General features: G+C 63.0%; 18 protein-coding genes. 11 read left to right on the forward strand and 7 right to left on the reverse strand.

What is annotated here, in order from left to right; translation table 11 throughout:
* Positions 1-54: 54 nt before the first annotated feature.
* Positions 55-348 carry a 50S ribosomal protein L28 gene (rpmB, locus tag ACK4FJ_RS17995; RefSeq protein ID WP_409768116.1) on the reverse strand — a complete coding sequence of 98 codons (294 nt, stop codon included), beginning with the start codon at positions 346-348 and terminating at the stop codon, positions 55-57.
* 318 nt (positions 349-666) lie between these two features.
* Between rpmB and rpmH the strand changes: the two genes are divergently transcribed.
* From rpmH to argB, 6 genes are read left to right on the forward strand one after another with little or no spacing between them, the layout of a single operon-like run.
* Entirely contained in the window at positions 667-801 is a 135-nt protein-coding gene (gene rpmH / locus ACK4FJ_RS18000) for a 50S ribosomal protein L34 (protein WP_374302739.1), read from the forward strand.
* A 10-nt stretch (positions 802-811) separates the two neighbouring features.
* The gene (gene rnpA, locus ACK4FJ_RS18005; RefSeq protein WP_409768117.1) at positions 812-1,201 is read left to right on the forward strand and encodes a ribonuclease P protein component; all 390 of its coding nucleotides are present in this window, start codon (positions 812-814) and stop codon (positions 1,199-1,201) included.
* On the forward strand, positions 1,198-1,473 hold the full coding sequence (gene yidD / locus ACK4FJ_RS18010; RefSeq protein WP_409768118.1) for a membrane protein insertion efficiency factor YidD: 276 nt from the start codon (positions 1,198-1,200) through the stop codon (positions 1,471-1,473). The genes rnpA and yidD overlap by 4 nt, the downstream gene beginning before the upstream one ends.
* Positions 1,473-3,296: a membrane protein insertase YidC gene (yidC, locus tag ACK4FJ_RS18015; protein ID WP_409768119.1), complete on the forward strand. Its 1,824-nt coding sequence runs from the start codon at positions 1,473-1,475 to the stop codon at positions 3,294-3,296. Before yidD ends, yidC begins: the two co-directional genes overlap by 1 nt.
* Before the next feature lie 5 nt (positions 3,297-3,301).
* The gene (gene yihA / locus ACK4FJ_RS18020) at positions 3,302-3,955 is read left to right on the forward strand and encodes a ribosome biogenesis GTP-binding protein YihA/YsxC (RefSeq protein ID WP_409768120.1); all 654 of its coding nucleotides are present in this window, start codon (positions 3,302-3,304) and stop codon (positions 3,953-3,955) included.
* A gap of 45 nt (positions 3,956-4,000) precedes the next feature.
* On the forward strand, positions 4,001-4,915 hold the full coding sequence (gene argB, locus ACK4FJ_RS18025; RefSeq protein ID WP_374302748.1) for an acetylglutamate kinase: 915 nt from the start codon (positions 4,001-4,003) through the stop codon (positions 4,913-4,915).
* 56 nt (positions 4,916-4,971) lie between these two features.
* Here argB and ACK4FJ_RS18030 read toward each other — a convergent pair whose 3' ends face one another.
* Complete coding sequence (locus ACK4FJ_RS18030; RefSeq protein WP_409768121.1) at positions 4,972-5,862, reverse strand: DMT family transporter; 891 nt, start codon at positions 5,860-5,862, stop codon at positions 4,972-4,974.
* 120 nt (positions 5,863-5,982) lie between these two features.
* Positions 5,983-6,876 (reverse strand): transcriptional regulator GcvA, encoded by an 894-nt coding sequence (gcvA, locus tag ACK4FJ_RS18035; protein WP_409768122.1) that lies wholly within the window; start codon positions 6,874-6,876, stop codon positions 5,983-5,985.
* 86 nt (positions 6,877-6,962) lie between these two features.
* Here gcvA and ACK4FJ_RS18040 point away from each other — a divergent pair, with 86 nt between their 5' ends.
* Positions 6,963-7,421, forward strand: coding sequence for a VOC family protein (locus ACK4FJ_RS18040; RefSeq protein ID WP_409768123.1), 459 nt, complete (start codon positions 6,963-6,965; stop codon positions 7,419-7,421).
* A gap of 61 nt (positions 7,422-7,482) precedes the next feature.
* Here the strand turns inward: ACK4FJ_RS18040 and ACK4FJ_RS18045 are convergent, their stop codons facing one another.
* The 3 genes from ACK4FJ_RS18045 to purB form a co-directional block, all read right to left on the reverse strand.
* Positions 7,483-8,541 carry a hypothetical protein gene (locus tag ACK4FJ_RS18045; RefSeq protein WP_409768124.1) on the reverse strand — a complete coding sequence of 353 codons (1,059 nt, stop codon included), beginning with the start codon at positions 8,539-8,541 and terminating at the stop codon, positions 7,483-7,485.
* 169 nt (positions 8,542-8,710) lie between these two features.
* Positions 8,711-9,592 (reverse strand): haloalkane dehalogenase, encoded by an 882-nt coding sequence (locus ACK4FJ_RS18050; protein WP_409768125.1) that lies wholly within the window; start codon positions 9,590-9,592, stop codon positions 8,711-8,713.
* Positions 9,593-9,639: 47 nt separating this feature from the next.
* On the reverse strand, positions 9,640-11,022 hold the full coding sequence (purB, locus tag ACK4FJ_RS18055; protein ID WP_409768126.1) for an adenylosuccinate lyase: 1,383 nt from the start codon (positions 11,020-11,022) through the stop codon (positions 9,640-9,642).
* Positions 11,023-11,400: 378 nt separating this feature from the next.
* On the opposite strand from purB, the gene ACK4FJ_RS18060 reads away from it, so the two are divergent.
* Both ACK4FJ_RS18060 and ACK4FJ_RS18065 read left to right on the forward strand, forming a co-directional pair.
* On the forward strand, positions 11,401-11,865 hold the full coding sequence (locus ACK4FJ_RS18060; protein ID WP_409768127.1) for a GNAT family N-acetyltransferase: 465 nt from the start codon (positions 11,401-11,403) through the stop codon (positions 11,863-11,865).
* A 164-nt stretch (positions 11,866-12,029) separates the two neighbouring features.
* Entirely contained in the window at positions 12,030-12,728 is a 699-nt protein-coding gene (locus ACK4FJ_RS18065; RefSeq protein WP_409768128.1) for a hypothetical protein, read from the forward strand.
* Between the two features lie 291 nt (positions 12,729-13,019).
* On the opposite strand, the gene ACK4FJ_RS18070 is transcribed toward ACK4FJ_RS18065, so the two are convergent.
* A complete protein-coding gene (locus ACK4FJ_RS18070; protein ID WP_409768129.1) occupies positions 13,020-13,502 on the reverse strand; it encodes a MarR family winged helix-turn-helix transcriptional regulator in 483 nt (160 codons plus the stop codon).
* Positions 13,503-13,645: 143 nt separating this feature from the next.
* Between ACK4FJ_RS18070 and ACK4FJ_RS18075 the strand changes: the two genes are divergently transcribed.
* Both ACK4FJ_RS18075 and ACK4FJ_RS18080 read left to right on the forward strand, forming a co-directional pair.
* The gene (locus ACK4FJ_RS18075) at positions 13,646-14,071 is read left to right on the forward strand and encodes an organic hydroperoxide resistance protein (protein WP_409768130.1); all 426 of its coding nucleotides are present in this window, start codon (positions 13,646-13,648) and stop codon (positions 14,069-14,071) included.
* A 46-nt stretch (positions 14,072-14,117) separates the two neighbouring features.
* Positions 14,118-14,906, forward strand: coding sequence for an alpha/beta fold hydrolase (locus tag ACK4FJ_RS18080; protein WP_409768131.1), 789 nt, complete (start codon positions 14,118-14,120; stop codon positions 14,904-14,906).
* Positions 14,907-15,075: the final 169 nt, after the last annotated feature.

Below are 15,075 nucleotides of genomic sequence, written 5' to 3' on the forward strand. Positions count from 1 at the left end.
AACGCCGCCGGCATCTCTGCCGGCGGCGTTTGCAATCCCGAAGGATGAAGAGCTTCAGGCGGCCTTGGCGGCCAGGGCCTTCTTGATCTTGCGCTTCAGCACCTTGGCGTCGTCCGACAGGCGGTCGTCGCGGGTCTTCAGCAGCCAGTTGTCGATGCCGCCGTTATGCTCGACCGAGCGCAGGCCGTGGCTGGAGACGCGCAGCGTCACATCGCGGCCCAGCGCCTCGCTGATCAGCGAAACCACATGCAGGTTCGGCAGGAAGCGACGCCGGGTCTTGTTGTTGGCGTGGCTGACGTTGTTACCGGACTGAACGCCCTTGCCGGTCACTTCGCAACGACGGGCCATGATGAACCTCTAACTTTCCAGTGTGAGTCTTAAATTTGGCGGCCGGTTATAGGGTCTTACCCCCCACCCGTCAACTCGAATCCCGGCCCGGGCATGGGGCGGGCGCCGGCTTTCCCCGCCGGCAGCGGAAAATCCCTGTTTTGCCGGGTCTTGCCGCCGGCCGCACTGGCATAAAGGCGCGTTGACTCCACCGGCCCGACCCCGTATACAGCGGGACCGATTTTGCCGGGGGTCCACAGGCCCCCGGTTCTATTTGCGTGTATTCGTCTTTTTCCTCGGTTTTCCGGGATAAAGACGGTTGTCAGACGGAGAGCCGCTGTGAAACGGACCTATCAACCCTCCAAGCTGGTGCGCAAGCGCCGCCATGGTTTCCGCGCCCGCATGGCCACCAAGGGCGGCCAGAAGGTTATTGCCGCGCGCCGCGCCATCGGCCGCAAGAAGCTCTCGGCCTAATTTACCCGCGATGGCGACGGGCGGTGTCGAACGACTCCGCCGCCGCGCGGATTATCTCCGGGTGCAGGCGGCCGAGCGGCGAGTGGCGCTGCCCGGTCTGCTGCTGCAGGCTGCGCCGGGCGAGGCCGGGCACCGCCGTGTCGGTTTCACCGCATCCCGCAAGGTCGGCAATGCCGTGGCCCGCAACCGGGCCCGTCGCCGCCTGAAAGCCCTGGCCGGGGAAATCCTGCCGATGCATGCCGCCGCCGGCCACGATTATGTGCTGGTGGCCCGCCAGGCCACGCCGGCGCGAGACTTCCAGGCGCTGCGACGCGATCTGGAAAATGCGCTCAAAAAACTGAAACTCTGGCAGTCGGCCGTGCCGGTGGCTGCCCAACCGGGAGAGGGAAGCGCGGCATGACACCTCTTGCCCGCCTGCTCAGTCTCCCCATCAAGGCCTATCGCCTGATCCTCTCACCCTGGATCGGCCATGGCTGCCGTTATCAGCCCACCTGCTCCTGCTACGCGCTCGAAGCGCTGGAAAAGCATGGTGCCGCGCGCGGCAGCTATCTGGCCGTGCGCCGCCTGGCGCGCTGCCACCCGCTTGGCGGCAGCGGCTATGATCCCGTGCCGCCGGCCCGTGGCGAAACCGGTTCCGTTGACCATTCCTCCGTACAGCAAGGCTCAGTCTGATGTCCGACCAGAAGAACCTCATCATTGCGATCGTCGTGTCGGTGGCGATCCTGCTCGGTTTCCAGTTCTTCGTCGAAAAGCCCAAGCAGGACCGGCTGCGCGAGCAGCAGGCGACGCAGCAGAGCCAGGTTTCGCCCACCGACGGCACCCCGGTGCCGGGTGCTTCCGGCCTGCCGCAACTGCCCAATCTGGCGCAGCAGGCGGCCGATCTGGCGCTGACGCGCGACAAGGCCCTGGCCGAAACCCCGCGCGTGAAGATCGAGGGCAAGCGCCTGGTCGGCTCGATCAATCTGGTCGGCGCCCGCATCGACGATGTCGTGCTGCCCGAATACAAGGAAACCATTCAGCCCGATAGCAAGCCGATCCAGCTGCTGTCGCCGGCCGGTGCGCCGTCGCCCTATTATGCCGAATTCGGCTGGACGGTCGCGGGCAATGGCGTAACCCTGCCGAACGCGCAGACGCGCTGGAGCGCCGATCGCGACGTACTGAAGCCGGGCCAGCCGGTGATGCTGACCTGGGATAACGGTCAGGGCCTGGTCTTCACCCGCAAGATCGAGATCGACAACAACTATCTCTTCACCGTGACGCAGGCGGTGGAGAACAAGGGCGACAAGGCGATCACCCTGTTCCCCTATGCGCTGGTATCGCGCCATGGCACGCCGAAAACGGATGGCCTCTATATCCTGCATGAAGGCCCGCTTGGCGTGTTCCGCGACAAGCTCGGCGATAACGGCACGCTGAAGGAACTGGCCTACAAGGATCTGGCCGAAGACAAGGCCAGCGAATACGACACCGTCGGCGGCTGGCTCGGTTTCACCGACAAATACTGGCAGACCGTGCTGGTGCCCGGCGTGGAGCAGACCGTGAAGGCCCGCTTCACCCATGCCAAGCCCAATAACGGCACAGATCGCTATCAGGCCGACTATCTCGGCGCCGGCCAGCAGCTTGAACCCGGCAAAACCGTCAGTGCCACCACGCTGCTGTTTGCGGGCGCCAAGGAGGTCAACCTGCTCGACCGCTACGAGGAGCAGCACAAGATCCTGCGCTTCGAGCTGTCGGTCGACTGGGGCTGGTTCCACTTCCTGACCAAGCCGATGTTCTACAGCATCGACTTCCTGAAGGGCGTGCTCGGTAATATCGGCCTGGCCATGCTGGCCGTCACCGTGATCGTCAAGCTGCTGTTCTTCCCGCTCGCCTACAAGTCCTACGTGGCGATGAGCGCGATGAAGAAGCTGCAGCCCGAGATGCAGAAACTGCGCGAGCGTTATGGCGAGGACCGCGCCAAGATGCAGCAGGAGCTGATGGCGCTGTACAAGAAGGAAAAGGTCAATCCTGCCGCCGGCTGTCTGCCGATCCTGCTGCAGATTCCGGTCTTCTTCGCGCTCTACAAGGTGCTCTACATCGCCATCGAGATGCGCCACGCGCCCTTCTATGGCTGGATCCACGATCTCTCCGCGCCCGATCCCACCTCGTGGATGAACGGTTTTGGCCTGCTGCCCTGGGCGGTGCCAGATCTTGGCCCTCTGGCGGTCATCTCGATCGGCATCTGGCCGATCATCATGGGCGTTTCCATGTGGCTGCAGATGAAGATGAATCCGACGCCGCCAGATCCGGTGCAGCAGAAGATCTTCGCCCTGATGCCGGTGGTGTTCACCTTCATGCTCGGCCATTTCGCCGCCGGTCTGGTGATCTACTGGAGCTGGAACAACACGCTGTCGATCCTGCAGCAATATGTGATCATGAAGCGGATGGGCGTGAAGATCGGCGGCGGCGCCGAGGAATCCGCCCCGGCCGCCAAGCCTACGTCCAAGTCGAAGAAGTAAGGCGCATGGCCGACCTGCCGGCCGTGGAAGAGGATTTCGGCCCGGCCGCGCTGGAACGCGGCCGGCTGCTCTTCGCCGGCCCCTGCGACTTCTTCGCCGGCGCCATGACCATGCCGCAGCTTCCGCCCGCGCGCGGGCCGGAAATCGCCTTTGCCGGGCGGTCCAATGTCGGCAAGTCGTCGCTGGTCAACGCGCTCTGCGGCCGCAAGGCCCTGGCGCGCACCTCCAACACGCCGGGCCGGACCCAGCAGCTCAACTTCTTCGATCTCGGCAATGGCACGCTCAGCCTGGTCGACCTGCCGGGCTATGGTTATTCCTCGGTCGGCAAGGCCAAGGCGGCGGCCTGGACCGAGACCACCCGCGCCTATCTGAAAGGCCGGCCGGAGTTGAAACGGGTCTGCCTGCTGATCGACAGTCGCCACGGCCTGAAGGCCGGCGACGAGGACATCATGAAGCTGCTCGACAAGTCAGCGGTGATCTATCAGGTGGTGCTGACCAAGGCCGACAAGACCTCGGCCGCCGAACTGGCCACGACCAAGGCGGCCATGGCTGAGACATTAAAGCGTCATGTGGCCGCCCATCCCGTGATCCGCGTCACCTCCAGCGAAAGCAGCTTCGGCATCCCAGAAATGCGGGCCGAGCTTGCGGCCCTGGCTTAGACCCTCGTATAACCGCTAACAGCAACGAAACGCCGAGAAGCAGCCATGAAGACGACCGGCCCGCAACCGCTGGAAACGCATCTGCAGCAGACCGCCAAGGTCCTGTCCGAGGCCCTGCCGTATATGCGCCGCTTCGCCGGCCAGACCATGGTGATCAAATACGGCGGCCATGCCATGGGCGACGAGGCGCTGGCGATGCAGTTCGCCCGCGATGTCGTGCTGATCAAGCAGGTCGGCATCAATCCCATCGTGGTGCATGGCGGCGGCCCGCAGATCGGCGCGATGCTGGAGCGGCTGAAGATCAAGTCCGAATTCGTCGACGGCCTGCGCGTCACCGATCAGGCCACGGTCGAGATCGTGGAAATGGTGCTGGCCGGCTCGATCAACAAACAGATCGTCACCGCGATCAACGCCGCCGGCGGCACCGGCATCGGCATCTCGGGCAAGGATGGCCGCCTGATCGAGGCGCGCAAGCTACGCCGCTCCGTGCGCGATCCGGGCTCGAATATCGAGAAGCTGCTCGATCTGGGTTTCGTCGGCGAGCCGATGCGCATCAACCCCGACATCCTGCGCAGCCTGCAGAATTCCAACCTGATCCCGGTCGTCGCGCCCATCGGCGTGGGCGAGAATGGCGAGACCTACAATATCAATGCCGACACCTCGGCCGGCGCGATTGCCGCTGCCGTCGGCGCCAGCAAGCTGCTCATGCTCACCGACGTGGCCGGCGTGCTGAACAAGGACAAGAAGCTGATTCCCAGCCTCACCGCGAAGGATGCGCTGGTGCTGATGGGCGATGGCACCATCTCGGGCGGCATGATCCCGAAGGTGGAAACCTGCCTCGATGCCGTGCGCGGCGGCGTGCAGGCGGCGCATATCCTGGATGGCCGCATCCCGCATGTGCTGCTGCTTGAACTTTTCACGGCCCATGGCGTCGGCACGATGATCGAGCGCACGCCCTGACGCTTGGCGCTCGAGCGCTGCTTCAAAAAGCCGCCAGTTTCTGCTGGCGGCTTTTTTTATTGCGCCGCCTGTTGTCGCCGGTTCACTAGGTAGATGCCGGCGACGATCACGCCGGCCGCCAGCCAGGTGATCAGTCCATAACGTTCGCCGAACACGAAGGTGCCGATGGCCAGGCTGGTCGCCGTCATCACATAGCCGATCTGGCTTAAGTAAACCGGCCCGGCCACACGCTGCAGTTCGAAATAGGGAATGAAGCTTAAGAACGCGGCGATGCCGGCCGCGACCAGAATCCAGTCGGCATCGATGCGGCCGGCGGGAAGATGCGCGACACCGAATGCCAGCCCGCCCAGCAGCAGCCAGAAGGCGGCACCCAGCAAAGTGCCGGCGGCCAGCGCCAGCGGGGCCGCATCCTGCGGCCAGGCGCGTGTGCGATAGATGTTGCCGGCCGCCAGCGAAACCGGCGCGATCAGGGCCAGCAACATCCAGGGCAGGGCAGCCTCGTCCACGGGCCCTGAGCGCGGCAGCAGGATCATGAGGATGCCGATCAGGCCGAGTGCGATGCCGCCGGCGCGCATCCACGCCAGCTTTTCCATCCGCAGGGTCAGCGCGAAGATGTAGGTCAGCATGGCGGGAAAGGCATAGACGATGCTGGGCAGGCCGGCGCCTATTTTTGCCACCGCCAGGAACACCATCACGCTGGGCAGGGCCAGCGTGATCAGGCCGCTGATGGCGTAATAGCGCAGATGCCGGGGCTGCAGCGGTGGCCGCGCGCCGTTGAGCAGGGCGAGCAGGAGCAGCAGCAGGCCGCCGATGAAATTCTGCCAGAAAGCAAAGCCGATCATCGGAATGCCTTCGCCCGCCGCCACTTTGGCGAATGGCGGCGCGAAGCCGAGCGCGACGCCGGTGGCGATCAGCAACAGCAGGGGATAGAAACGGGACTGGCGCATGATCCTATGAACGGACGGCTGGGGAGACGGGGCGAGCCGCATCACCTATCGCGGTCGCCCAACATGGTAAAGCCGCGCGTGGATGGATTGTGCGGCCCGTCACGATCACCTGCGACACGATCAACTGAACAGCCAGTCGCGGAAGGCGCGGATCGCCGGCTCGCGTTCGCGCCCGGCCAGGTGCAGCAGATAATAGCCGCCGCGGCGCCGCACGCGATGCTTCGGCAAAGGCTCGGCCAGGCGTCCGCTGCCGAGTTCCGCCTGCACGAAGATGTCTGGCACCAGGGCAAGGCCCAGGCCGTTCACGGCGGCCTCGATCGACATGAAGAAATGCTCAAACGCCGGGCCGCGAATCTGCGCAGGCGGTTTCAGGCCGGCGGCCGTGAACCATTCGCTCCAGGCTTCCGGCCGCGTGGAATGGGTCAGCAGCACATGGCGCTTCACGTCTTCGGACTTTTTCACCGGCTTGTTTTTCAGCAGGGCGGGGGCGCCGACCAGGATCACGGTTTCGGCGAACAGGAATTCCGCTTTCAGTTCTGCCGGCCAGACGTTGCTGCTGCTGGCATACTGGATGCCCACATCCACCGGCTCGGCGGCGAAATCGATCGGGCGGTCGGCGCTGGTCACATCCACGGCGATCTCGGGATGCAGGTGCTGGAAATCGGCCAGCCGTGGCATGAACCAGCGCATGGCAAAGGTCGGCAGCATGGTGATGGCCAGCCGGTTGGCCGGGCGGCCGGCGCGGGCGATCAGGCGCGTGGCGGCCGAGATGCGCTCGAAGGCGTCCTTCAGGGCCGGCAGATAGGCGCCGCCCGCCTCGGTGAGCTGCAGGCCGCGCGGACCGCGCCGGAACAGCGCCACGCCCAGTTCCGCCTCCAGCTGCTTCACCAGCCGGCTCACCGCGCCCTGGGTGACATGCAGTTCCTCGGCGGCGCGGGTGAAGCTCAAATGCCGGCCAGCGGCGGCGAAAGCGCGCAGGGCGTTCAGGGATGGCAGGTCATGAGAAAAACTCATAGCGAGCCGAGATTAAATCGATTGTCGCGACAATGCCAGCCGCTATGATCCGGCCATTGCCAGCCCCCTGATTTTAAGAGGCCCCGATGAACGCCCTAGCCCCCACCAAGACCGCCGCATCCACCAAGGCGATCCGCCCGTTCCACCTCGCCTTCCCGGTGCGCGACATCGCCGAGGCGCGCAAGTTCTACGGCGAACTGCTGGGCTGCGCCGAGGGCCGCTCGTCGGAAACCTGGGTCGACTTCGATTTCTACGGCCATCAGGTGGTGGCGCACCTGGCGCCCGAGGAAACCGGCTACAAGCAGGCCGGTGCGGTGGACGGCCATGACGTGCCGGTGAAGCATTTCGGCGTGATCCTCTCGATCCCGGACTGGAAGGCGCTGGCCAAGAAGCTGACCGATGCCGGCATCAAGTTCATCATCGAACCCTATGTGCGTTTCGAGGGCGAGGTGGGCGAGCAGCACACCATGTTCTTCCTCGATCCCTCGGGCAACGCGCTTGAGTTCAAGGCATTTGCCAACGACGACATGATTTTTGCGAAGTAATCTCGACGTCCACGTTCAAACCTTAGCCCTGCGCCGATTGCCAGCGCAGGGCTTTTTGATATCAGGAATTGTCGCCGCCGCCGGCACCAGAACACTGGGCGTAGCGCTGGGCCGGTGCGGTGACGGCCAACGCCTCGTTCACGGTGGCGGTCAGTTCCTTGTCGACGGCCTCAGCCTCGCCGGTACCGTCGCCGTCTGCCTGATCTATTGTTGTGTTCGGCAGTCGGCCCTGATTGTTGCGGAGCGTGTTGCGGGTGCCGAGATCGGTGCTGACGGTATCCAGGGCGCGGCGTTGCTGGTTGGCGAAAACCTGTTCCGGATCGACGCTCTCGGCCAGGCTTTGCAGCATTTCGAAACGAATATTGGCTATAGCTTGGCGCAGCAGGATGATGCGCTGGCCTTCGGGCGCCTGCTCGCGTAGCACCTTGTTGATCTGCTCTGCCGCTGTTTTGGCATTCAGGTCCAGCGCTGCGGCATATTCCAGCTTCCGAATGCCCTGGGCTGTGAGGGCCGGTGCTGCGGTGCCGCCACCCTGGTTGTTCATCAGCATCCGGTTGCTTCCGCCCGATGCGGTTTTTGTCAGGGCATCCATCAAGCTGCGGGGCTTGAGTTGCGGGACATTGACCGCTGTGCCTGGCGAATTCGCCACCGAGAAAGTCAGGCGCGATGCCGGCACGAAGGCGGTCAGGCGTTCATTGGCTTTTTCGTCCACCAGCCGCAGGCCATCCTCATATTCCAGCACGCAGTTGATTGCCTGGAAGCCCTTCTTGAAGATACGGCGCTGCTCCTTCACGTTCACGGTTTCGCGGGCGCCGAAAATGGTGGCCGCGGCCAGGGCAGTGCCTTTCACGAAATCGGTTGGTGCACCGAACACCAGGCCGGCGCCGCTGGCGGTGGCGGTACCGAACAGGGCATAGGTCGTGCCGCGGTCGAAGCGCTCGCCCTCCTGGCTCAGCTTGACCAGCGTATCGCGCAAGGTGGAGGCGCAGGCCCTCACCTCGGCAATGGTATCGTTTTCGGCCTTGTATTCGCAGAAGCTGGCATCCGCATCGGCTTTCGGATCCCGCAGATCGGGCCAGACCGCACCGCAGGCGGTCAAGGATATGGCTGTTGCGGCCATGAGGGCCGCGTGTATCGCATGTTGCATCTCATTCCCCCTTTTCCCCCGCTCCAGTTCGGAGCGGCACTACTAAGAGAGAATGTGCGGTGTGGAATCACCTGCAGAATTTGATGGGCCGAAAATTTCCAGACTTGACTGAATACACCCATAATTGGGACGTATACTGTATCTACAGCCGCGCGAGTGCCGCGGTCGCCACAGACTCGCCCCATTCCTGCACGAAATGCCCGGCCTCGCTGAGTTCCAGCGGCGCGGGGCAATTCTTTATCAGCTTCTGCAATCCGTACATCGCCGGCGGACCCAGCACAGGGTCGGTCATGCCGATGGCCATGAAGCTTTTTCCGCTCCAGTCCTTCATCCAGAAATCGCGCGCCCGGCGCGACAATGCGGCACCCGGCGCCTCGGGTGAATCCGGCACGAGATTCGGGAAGCGCCGCACGCCGGCCTTGTAATCGGCATCGGGATAGGGTGCCTCATAGGCGGCGGCTTCGGCATCGCTCAGATGCGGGCATGACCGCTTCATCAGCTTGGCGATCTGCATGTCGGGATTCTTGTTGTTCCACTCGCGCCAGGCCAGAAAGCCCTCGCCGAGCGGCACATCGCCGGTGCCCAAAGCCGTGTTCATCACCAGCAGGCCGGAGAACCGTTCGGGCATCTTCATCGGGATGGTGAGGCCGAGCAGCCCGCCCCAGTCCTGCACCACCAGCACCACGTCGCGCAGGTTCAGCGCGCGGATCAGGGCAATCAGGCTGTCGCGGTGGAAATCGAAAGTGTAGGCGGCCTCAGCGCGCGGCTTGTCGGATTTGCCGAAGCCGAACAGGTCGGGCGCCACCACACGATGGCCGGCCGCCGTGAAGACCGGGATCATGCGCCGGTAGAGATAGCTCCAGGTCGGCTGGCCATGCAGGCAGAGGAAGGTCCTGGCGGCATGCTTGCCCTCGTCGAGGTAATGCATGCGCAGGCCGTTCTCGTGGGTCAGGTAATGCGGCCTGAAATCGTAGCCCGGCAGGTTGTCGAACCGCTCGTCCGGCGTGCGCAGGGCCTCGATCATGGCGTCCTCTCCCTTTTCTTTCAGGAGAGGCCGCCGCGATCAGGATGTCAACGCTTCTTCGTCTTTGACTTTTGGGCGGCCTTCTTTTTCGGGGCAGTTTTCCTGCGGGCCGGCTTGATTCCGGGCGTCACGCCTTCCTTGCCGAAGACGCGGGCGAAGATGGTGTCGACATGCTTGAGGTGATAGCCCAGATCGAACAGGGCGGTAAGCTGCGCCGGCTTAAGCTTGTCGGTCACTTCCTTCTCGGCGAGGAGCGCCTGCAGGAAATCGCCGCCATGCTGCCAGATCTTCAGCGCATGCTTCTGCACCAGGCGATAGCTGTCCTCGCGCGACAGGCCCGCCTGGGTCAGCGCCAGCAGCACGCGCTGGGAATGCACCAGGCCGCCGAAGCGGTCGAGATTCTTCATCATGTTGTCGGGATAGACCACCAGCTTCTCGACCACGCCGGCCAGGCGATGCAGCGCGAAATCGAGGTGGATGGTGGCGTCCGGGCCGATGCCGCGTTCCACCGAGGAATGACTGATGTCGCGCTCGTGCCAGAGCGCCACATTCTCCAGCGCCGGGATCACGGCCGAGCGCACCAGCCGGGCCAGGCCGGTCAGGTTCTCGGTCAGCACCGGGTTGCGCTTGTGCGGCATCGCGCTCGAGCCCTTCTGGCCGGGCGAGAAGAATTCCTCCGCTTCCATCACTTCACTGCGCTGCAGATGGCGGATCTCGGTGGCGAGCCGCTCGACGGAGGAGGCCACCACGGCCAGATGCGCAAAATAGGCCGCGTGGCGGTCGCGCGGGATCACCTGGGTCGAGACCGTCTCGGGCTGCAGGCCGAGCTTCTTCGCCACCCATTCCTCGACGAAGGGATCGATATTGGCGAAGGTGCCGACCGCGCCGGAAATCGCGCAGGTGGCCACTTCCTCGCGCGCCATCACCAGGCGCTTGCGCGCGCGCTGGAACTCGGCATGGAAGCCGGCCAGCTTCAGGCCGAAGGTGGTGGGCTCGGCATGGATGCCATGGCTGCGGCCGATGGTGGGCAGCAGCTTGAACTCAAAGGCGCGCTCTTTCAGCGCGGCCAGCACGCGGTCGACGCCGGCGATCAGCAGATCGGCGGCGCGCACCAGCTGCACGTTCAGGCAGGTATCCAGCACGTCCGACGAGGTCATGCCCTGGTGCACGAAGCGCGCCGCGGGGCCGACATATTCCGCGAGGTTGGTGAGGAAGGCGATCACGTCATGCTTGGTCTCGCGCTCGATGGCATCGATGCGCTTGATCTCCCACTTGCCCTTTTTCCACACCTCCTTCGCCGCCGCCTTCGGGATCACGCCCAGTTCGGCCTGGGCGTCGCAGGCATGGGCCTCGATCTCGAACCAGATGCTGAATTTCTGCTCCGGCTCCCAGATGGCGGCCATTTCGGGACGGGTATAGCGCGGGATCATGCGGATGCCTCAACAGGGAAGAACGGGGCCAGGAGGAACTCGACTCGGGGGCGGGGAAAGCGCCGGAAAGCCGCGCCGTGTTTACGCCCTCCGGCCCCGCCGGGCAACTGGCCTTCCGGTGGAGGCGGCCGGCCGGCGCGGGGCGCCGGTTTTGCGCCCTGCAGCAACGGTTTTGAATCGTTTTGCGATGGTTTTGCTATGTTAACCCATTGAAATGTCGTGAATCGGTGAATCTTTGCCATCGATCCGGCCTGTCTATTCAGGACCACCAGGCAGACCGGCGGCAATATGGAACATAATACGAACATGGCCGCGATCAAGCCCCCCGAATGAGAGCACCCGATTGACAGGGCCCGTCCGTCCCGCCAGCAAGGAGGCATGACCGGCCTGCTGATTTCCGACCTGCGCGACCGCCCGGCCCATATCGATGGGGTGGCGCAGTGCATCTGGACCACCTTCTGGCGCCACAGGGACGTGCCGTTTGAGGATATCCGCGCCGGCTTCGCCCGGCACACGGAAGCAGACGGCATGCCGTTCACCCTGGTGGCAGAGCGCGACGGCATGTTTTGCGGCACCGTTTCGGTGATCGCCAGCGACGAACCGGCGCGGCTGGACCTCACGCCCTGGATCGCCGCCTTATGGGTGGACGAGGAGGCGCGTCGGCGCGGCATCGCGCGGGCACTGCTGGATGATGCGGCAACGCGCTGCAGGGCGCTGGGCGTCGAAACGCTGTTCCTCACCGCGCGGCCGCATCTGCGCGGTTTCTACGAAGGGCTTGGCTGGCGCGCCATCGACGACGATATCGGCCCGGCGAAGCTGATCGTGTTCGAGAAGGCGGTGTAATAGCCTAGACTTAAACTACGCTGGAAAGAGAACGGATTTTTCCTACGCTCTTCTGCCATATATCATCAAATCAAGATCAGTAGCCTTTGCCTCAGGTAACGTACCATTTTTGCCGGGTCGTTTTGAATTATGACGCCGGGAGCTAAACGAATAGGAGTGGGGCAATGACAAGTAATAGTGACATATTAGCAATTGTGTCTGCGCTTATAGCAGCTGTAAGCCTAGTATTGAATTTTTACACATACGCGATGCGGAGAGAATTAGAAAAAACCGCAGAAATAGCGCGCCTACATGGAATATGGTGGGCCGACGGCATGAAAGCTCGTCGCGAAAGAACACATAAAATTATAAAAGAATGGGAGAAAAGCGGCAAGGAGCCAAATGATTTACTGAAAAGCTACGCAACAGGAGTTGGCTTCGATGCTGAGAAAAATGATATCGGCGTAATTGCTTATTTTTTCTCGGATCTTTGTGCAATGTTGGATGAAGGATTGGCGTCGAAGAAATTTGCATACAGGTTATTTGCCAAGTCACAGTTCTATTATTTCTCAGATTTTCTTTTAGCTGCTGCTGATAAACTTGAATCTTCACTTGAGTCCGGCGGTCAGCGCAGGCCGCGATGGATAGATGATGTCAGAAAATTACATGTTGTTTTTCGGGCAATGGATGGCAAAACACAAGCAATTGGGCAATGGGAATATAAAAAGATTGGAATGTTGATAGTCATTCTGGGTGGCGTGTTGGCTGCCTTGATTGCGTTCAATTATTATGAGGTCGGAGAAGTGCTATGGGCTACCATGTATTCTGGGATTGTTTTAATGGCGTTGTTCGTCATGTCGTTTTGGCTAAGTGCGCGTGCTTGATCAACATGGCATGAATAACGACCATGCCTGCAGGAAATAAACGCTGAGTTTCACTTTGTTGTAATATTTTAATAAGCGACGATCGAGCAGCCGGACTATCCTCGCATAATTTTCCCGCGCGCCGCGTTTCTGTCGGCGTTAGGTTGAAGCTGTCCCAGTCATTGTCACGAGTCGTACGGGCATACCCACCACCACAAATCTGATCGCCCTTGCACTTCTCGCGCCCGGCCCGGCGAAACTGATCGTGTTCGAAAAGGCGGTGTAGTCAGGCTCTCGCGGCGCCGGCGCGTGTCATGCCGGCGTGGTCCAGCCGCCGATGCTGGTATAGATCGCATCGCGCAATTGCCTGACGTCCTTGTTCAGCTTGCCAAGGTTTGCCAGAGGCTGTGCGGATGCCGCCAGCAATGCCTCGTTCAGGCAGCCGGCCTCGGACCTGATCGCGCGCCCCTTGTCGGTCAGGGCGATCACGACCTGGCGCTCATTCTCCGGATTTCTCGTCCGCAGCAGCAGGCCGGAGGCTTCCAGCCGCTTGAGCAGGGGCGTCAGCGTGCTCGATTCCAGCGCCAGCTTCTCGGCGATGGCGCCGACGGTCTGGCCGTCCTCGCGCCAGAGCACATTCAGCACGAGATATTGCGGATAGGTCAGCCCGAGCCGGTCGAGCAGGGGCTTATAGACCCGCTGGATGGCGATGCCCGCCGAATAGACGGCGTAGCAGAGCTGGTCGTCCAGGGGTGCTGGCAAGGGCGCTGGATTGCTGGGCTTTTTCTGGGTCATGGCGGACCTCCTTCACCATTTTGTGAGGATTATAACCGCAAAAAACAATATCGCGATAAAAATTATGCTTGACGGGCATCCGGGGTTCGACTAGCTATTAGATATCGCAATAATAGTTATCGCAATCTAAAAAGGAGATCGCCATGAATATCCTCTATCGCACCCAAGCCACGGCCACAGGCGGCCGCACCGGCCAGGCCGCCACCGCCGACGGCGCCCTCAGCGTCGCGCTGGTGACCCCGAAGGAACTCGGCGGCCCCGGCGGTGCGGGTAACAACCCCGAGCAGTTGTTCGCCGCGGGTTATGCCGCCTGCTTCCTCGGCGCGCTCAAATTCGTCGCCGGCCAGCGCAAGGTGAAGATTGCCGATGACAGCACCGTCACGGCCGCGGTCGGCATCGGCAAACGCGACGATGGCCAGGGCTTCGGCCTGGATGTGGCGCTGACGGTCGCGTTGCCCGGCGTCGATGCCGGGATCGCACGTGAGCTCGTCGACCAGGCGCATGTCGTCTGCCCGTATTCGCATGCCACCCGCAACAGCCTGGACGTCCGGCTGTCGCTGGCCGCCTGAAGCCTGCTCCTTCTTTTCATCTCCCTCCCCGGAAAGGACCACCATCATGACCACGATCATCCGCACCGCCCTGGCCGCTGCCATCGTCACTGCCGGCATGGCCGCTTCCGCTTCCGCCGCCGACCGCATCCCCGAAACACAGACCGTCAGGAATGTGGTGCTGGTGCATGGCGCCTTCGCCGATGGCTCGGGCTGGCGCGGCGTCTATGACAACCTGACGGCACGCGGCTATCGCGTCACCATCGTGCAGAACCCGCTGACCTCGCTGGCCGATGACGTGGCGGCGACCAAGCGCGCGCTGGCTCGCCAGAATGGCCCAGCCATCCTGGTCGGCCATTCCTGGGGTGGCACGGTGATCACCGAAGCCGGCGTCGATCCGAAGGTTGCCGGCCTGGTCTATGTCTCGGCGCTGTCGCCTGATGCCAATGAGACCTCGGCGCAGCAGTATGAAGGCTTCACCACGCCGCCCGAATTCGTCCTGGACGTACACAGCGATGGCTATGGCTATGTGAAGGCGGAGCAGTTCAAGGCCGGTTTCGCCGCCGATGCCAGCGATGCCGACGCCGCCTTCATGCGCGACTCGCAGGTGCCGATCAATATGTCGGCCTTTGCCACCAAGCTGAGCAACGCTGCCTGGCGCAGCAAGCCCAGCTGGGCGGTGATCGCCACCGACGACAAGGCCTTCGACCAGAAAATGCTGCGCCACATGGCCCGGCGCATCAACGCGACGGTCACTGAAGTGCCCGCCAGCCACGCGGTGTTCATGACCCAGCCGAAGGTGGTCGCCGATGTGATCGACCAGGCTGCAAAGACTGTCATACCCGCCGCGCGTTAAGCGGCGGTGCCCGCCCAGGCAGATGGGCGGGCAGATGGCGCGGGCAGGCGGCGACCATACAGGTCCCGCCTGCCCGCTTCCGTTCGGTCCCGTTGCGAGGGGTAGTCCAACGCCGGCCATGGGGACGAAGGTGCGGAATGGGACCCCGGGTCAAGCCCGGGGTGACGGT

Source organism: Ferrovibrio sp. (assembly GCF_046297595.1).
Lineage (GTDB): Bacteria > Pseudomonadota > Alphaproteobacteria > Ferrovibrionales > Ferrovibrionaceae > Ferrovibrio.